At 41.2% G+C, this 4,118-nt stretch carries 7 protein-coding genes; 5 read left to right on the top strand and 2 right to left on the bottom strand.

Annotation, left to right across the window (positions count from 1 at the left end; all coding sequences use genetic code 11):
• Positions 1–265 precede the first annotated feature (265 nt).
• The 3 genes from LO761_RS12450 to LO761_RS12440 all read left to right on the top strand — a co-directional run bounded on the left by LO761_RS12450 (position 266) and on the right by LO761_RS12440 (position 1,643).
• Positions 266–754: an LPD11 domain-containing protein gene (locus LO761_RS12450; RefSeq protein ID WP_270777459.1), complete on the top strand. Its 489-nt coding sequence runs from the start codon at positions 266–268 to the stop codon at positions 752–754.
• A 76-nt stretch (positions 755–830) separates the two neighbouring features.
• On the top strand, positions 831–1,409 hold the full coding sequence (locus LO761_RS12445) for a hypothetical protein (protein WP_272818596.1): 579 nt from the start codon (positions 831–833) through the stop codon (positions 1,407–1,409).
• Positions 1,410–1,421: 12 nt separating this feature from the next.
• A complete protein-coding gene (locus tag LO761_RS12440; RefSeq protein ID WP_272818595.1) occupies positions 1,422–1,643 on the top strand; it encodes a hypothetical protein in 222 nt (73 codons plus the stop codon).
• A gap of 336 nt (positions 1,644–1,979) precedes the next feature.
• Here the strand turns inward: LO761_RS12440 and LO761_RS12430 are convergent, their stop codons facing one another.
• On the bottom strand, positions 1,980–2,324 hold the full coding sequence (locus tag LO761_RS12430; protein ID WP_272818594.1) for a hypothetical protein: 345 nt from the start codon (positions 2,322–2,324) through the stop codon (positions 1,980–1,982).
• Positions 2,325–2,887: 563 nt separating this feature from the next.
• Here LO761_RS12430 and LO761_RS12425 point away from each other — a divergent pair.
• Together LO761_RS12425 and LO761_RS12420 are read left to right on the top strand one after the other, a co-directional pair.
• Entirely contained in the window at positions 2,888–3,229 is a 342-nt protein-coding gene (locus LO761_RS12425; RefSeq protein WP_007411832.1) for a hypothetical protein, read from the top strand.
• A gap of 47 nt (positions 3,230–3,276) precedes the next feature.
• Positions 3,277–3,618 carry a hypothetical protein gene (locus LO761_RS12420; protein ID WP_270777462.1) on the top strand — a complete coding sequence of 114 codons (342 nt, stop codon included), beginning with the start codon at positions 3,277–3,279 and terminating at the stop codon, positions 3,616–3,618.
• Between the two features lie 257 nt (positions 3,619–3,875).
• Here the strand turns inward: LO761_RS12420 and LO761_RS12415 are convergent.
• Positions 3,876–4,118 (bottom strand): hypothetical protein (locus LO761_RS12415; RefSeq protein WP_272818593.1); only part of this gene is annotated, 243 nt, incomplete at its 5' end.

Here is a 4,118-nt window from a genome sequence, read left to right as displayed (position 1 = left end):
GCAAACACCGGAATGCTCCTTATTGGCGGAAAACTTTTCATGACCCTCCGAAATCATAGATTGCGGTTTCCTGAAAATTTTTACCGGCCAATTCTTTGCCTTAGGTTCCCTTAACGCCCACGATTTCGCCTTGCACATAAAAGGTTCGAGATGACGGTTACACCGGAATGATAAAAAAAAGTTCGGGTCGAAGAAACGAAAAACCTATAAAAGGTTGAGAATCGGGATGCCCAGAATAAAATTTTAACTTCATAAAAATAGGAAAATGGAAAAAATCACTTTACAACGAGTTGGTATAAACTACAATGGTTATACTGCTTACAAGGATGAGAAAGGAAACTATTACTTGGATTTGTCGCTGTCCCCACAAAGTAATCCAACAACGTTATATTGTGCATGTCCTGCCAACGATATGGACGGTGAAGCAGGTTTTGAGTTGAAGCGAGACTTTGTGATTGCAAACCCTTATACGGAAAAGGAAATAAGGGAGTACAATTGTAGGGATAAATATATGATGCTTTCAAAAATATACCATGATTTGATTGCATACCTTGGGAAGACTGGTAATGAAGAGCAAGACAAACAGGATTTTCGCTACCACAACGACAAATATGGTCTTTGGGGAAATTCTGTCGATGAAACCATAGAAGAGGTAAAAAGACGTTGGAACATAATCCCCGAGGATTTAAAGCCCCAATGGTGTACGGTCGAGGATATTGCTGAATTGGAGCGCAAGGCAAAGGCTGCTAACTGATAATAATGTGTTCTTTTGTCGGGAAACCGACAAAAGAATGCTTCAAGGAATAAAAAACAACTTAAATTATAAAAACATGGCAAATTGGGCAAGGACAAGCTACCGTATTGAAGGTAGCGAGAGTGATTTGAAACGAGTGTTCGACGTAATTGACAGCTTTATAACAGACAAGTGTAAGCCTGTCGAGGAAAACGCATCCAAGGAATGGGAGGGAAATATCGTCAGAGTTTTGGGAGCGACGGACGAGCAGATGGAAAATAATTATCTCCGTGGTTTCATCCAAGAGTATGAAATGGATGGAGCCATCATTAGTATAGAGGCGGATGAAGCATGGGGAGCAACGGATTTCCGTCATGTGCTTACGAAGCTCATGCCTGACCTTACCGTCTACTACATCGTGGAAGAGCCAGGCTGTGAAGTCTATGCTACCAATGATGCCGAGAGCAAATACTTCACGGACAAGTTCTACGTGGACGCTTGTGTGAACGGCAACTATGAGAGTGATTATTTTGAGACAGAGAAACAGGCTATGGCTTATGCGGCAGAGTTGCTTGGTAAAGAGGAAGTCAGCAAAGGCGAATTGAAGAGCTGGAACGAAGAGCATAAGGAGGACAATGATTTCATCTACGTCCACGAGTTTGAGATTGAAGACTAAGAAATAAAGGTCATGGCAGGGCTAACCACCCTGCCGCAATCTTTTTTTAGCATGAAACACAAGAAGTTTGAGTTAAAGACACGCGAAACGACTATTGCAAGCTACAATGCAACATACGACGGTTATCTTCAATTTTGTGATGATATGGGCAATGAACCCTGCGAAGAAAATAGTGAAGATTATTCTGAATGGTTGGATATTGCCCAAAGTGAAGGCGGCTTTTATGTTGATTGAAAATGTTTGGGGATGAAATGTCCCCAAACATTTTGGGCTGCTCCTTAATGTCGCAGCCATAGGCGAACCATTGAGTTTCGCCAGTAAATAGGTCATTTTAGGTCATTAGACGTGACCTTATGATAAGTGCCTTGGATGTGATATGGTGCATACCGTCTTCTGTTAAAACGTGACTTAAAGTATTTTCCGTACACCCAAGTTCTTTCTCGGAGAGCTTCTTAAAGATGGCATTCACACTGCCAAAGTAATAATTCTTACGGCTATGTATGAGATGCACATGGATTACTTTCCTCAATGGTTTTTCTTTCATAAAACAACTAAAGTCTGAAATTTGCATTATTCTATCTTCTCTTCCCAAAGATTAGAACCAATACTGTCTCTTTGCTGATACATGTCTGTCGTTATCTCAATTTCAATACCTGTCCCAGTCCAATTTACAGAGACAACTTTGGTATTGTACTCATTGGAAAGCAGACCCTCCAATGATACTTCAAGGCCTCGATACCTGTAAAGGTCGCTGCCTTTGAACACGACATCTTCTTCGTCAGCCTTTATATGCCCCTCTTCTATGAAACTTTGAATACCTAAAGAATCTCCAGGAGACGGAACGCATGAAAACGGCCATGTTCCACGCCAATTATAAACATTTCCGGCCCAGTAAAATAAAATACGTACTTCCATATATCTTCTTTTGGATACAAAGATAGCAATTTTTATTGATAAAACTTCCAAATATTAAATATATGGAAGTTTTCATCATTCAATTTCTTTATTGTTATCTTGAAACAACCAAGAGATGGCTATTATCATCCCCTGTAACCATTTCCATGCGTTCCGTCTCCTGCAACTTATGGGGATTCTATTTTACATTTCCTTATCTATCTTCCCATTTCCGTTTCTGATTTCGACCTCACTTTTCGTCCGCTTGTAGTCATCCATCGACTTTTATTCTGCAAAGGTATCGCAGGCGGGGAACACGGCAAACACCGGAATGCTCCCTATTGGCGGAAAACTTTTCATGACCCTCCGAAATCAAAGATTGCGGTTTCCTGAAAACTTTTACCGGCCAATTCTTTGCCTTAAGTTCCCTTAATACCTGCGATGTTACCTTGCACATAAAAGGTTCGAGATGACGGTTACACCGGAATGATAAAAAAAAGTTCGGATCGAAGAAACGAAAAAACTAAAAAGGTTGAGAATCGGGATGCCCAGAATAAATATTAAATTCATAAAACAATAAGAAAATGGAAACAACAACAATTCAAATCGTAACATCTGTGTGGAACATTGAGGAAACAACAGGTTATAAACCCCTTACTACTTTTTGGGGTGATTTCTCAATTGCAGAGAAGTTTGGCGTAAAAGCGGTAAACGATACATTCAAACGAGCATTCGAGGAGTGGAAAGACAATTATAAGTTTCTGACCGAGCTTGTTATGGTGCTCAATCATAAGATTTGGCAATGGTACGAGAAAAACGATGAGTTGGCACGTGTTTACAATGCCCTTTGGGAGGAAGCGGACAATTATGGTTGCGAAAACCTGAAAGGCGAGGAATTAGACTACTTTTATGAAACACTTGATTAATAACCAATGCAAGGTGGAAACCCCACCTTATTAAAACAGACAAAACAATGAAACATTTTGATTATGCCCCTCTTTATGAAGAGATTTACAAACGACAGAAGCAGGAACTAATCGACGCTTTGCGGAATTTCCCTAACCATGAATTTCATTTTGGGATGGATTATGACGACGAAGAACAAGGAGAAAAGGCGGAACATCCTTACATCATAGGATATTTGGGAGAGGAACCTGCCGACCTGAAAGTAATGGCGGTAAAGGAAGAAGATGGTTTCCTGTCAATATTGGTAAAAGACAAAGAAGATGGCTTTGAGGGAACCATCACCGATTTGAAGCTGGATATAGTCTTAGGACATTTGGAGAACATACTTGATGAGTTGCCAGATATGTAGCTAATTTGATATGAGTGAGGTGTCAGGTATCGCCCGGCATCTCACTTCTTGAATTTTCATGCCAAAAAAAATCGGTGGGGCTTACCGCCCCACACCCTGATTATGAACCGGCTCCTTTCGGGACTAAATATCAAGGACATTGCCGGATCCTGTCCGCCGGGGTCGCTTTCACCTTCCGGCACGCCACAGGAAAAAGCTCCCAAAAGCGGAAGGGCAGAGACTTGCAGACACTGCCCACATTGTTGGATATAGGCTACTTACCCCTTTTCTACATAGCGGCATATCTTTATTGCCGTATTCCTATATTTCCATATTGTCATATAGGTGCATTCTTGTATAGCTGTATATACATATATATGGCTATACGAACATACATCTATGCGGATTGCCTTGCAGACCTTATAGTGGTACATCCCTTTTCCGTCTCCTACCATGGCACGGCTTGCAGCCTTCTTCAACCATTGTCTTTGAAACTTCCGCTCTTCCTCCCTGACGGTGGA

It is taken from the genome of Phocaeicola oris, assembly GCF_021295095.1.
GTDB lineage: Bacteria > Bacteroidota > Bacteroidia > Bacteroidales > Bacteroidaceae > Phocaeicola > Phocaeicola oris.
This window is presented reverse-complemented; position numbering and strand designations above follow the sequence as displayed.

What these genes read in the sequence shown, in the direction of transcription:
- LO761_RS12425 (WP_007411832.1), top strand. Translation starts at nt 2,888, where the DNA reads ATGGAAACAACAACAATTCAAATCGTAACATCTGTGTGGAACATTGAG.
- LO761_RS12430 (WP_272818594.1), bottom strand. Translation starts at nt 2,324, where the DNA reads ATGGAAGTACGTATTTTATTTTACTGGGCCGGAAATGTTTATAATTGG.
- LO761_RS12445 (WP_272818596.1), top strand. Translation starts at nt 831, where the DNA reads ATGGCAAATTGGGCAAGGACAAGCTACCGTATTGAAGGTAGCGAGAGT.
- LO761_RS12420 (WP_270777462.1), top strand. Translation starts at nt 3,277, where the DNA reads ATGAAACATTTTGATTATGCCCCTCTTTATGAAGAGATTTACAAACGA.
- LO761_RS12450 (WP_270777459.1), top strand. Translation starts at nt 266, where the DNA reads ATGGAAAAAATCACTTTACAACGAGTTGGTATAAACTACAATGGTTAT.
- LO761_RS12440 (WP_272818595.1), top strand. Translation starts at nt 1,422, where the DNA reads ATGGCAGGGCTAACCACCCTGCCGCAATCTTTTTTTAGCATGAAACAC.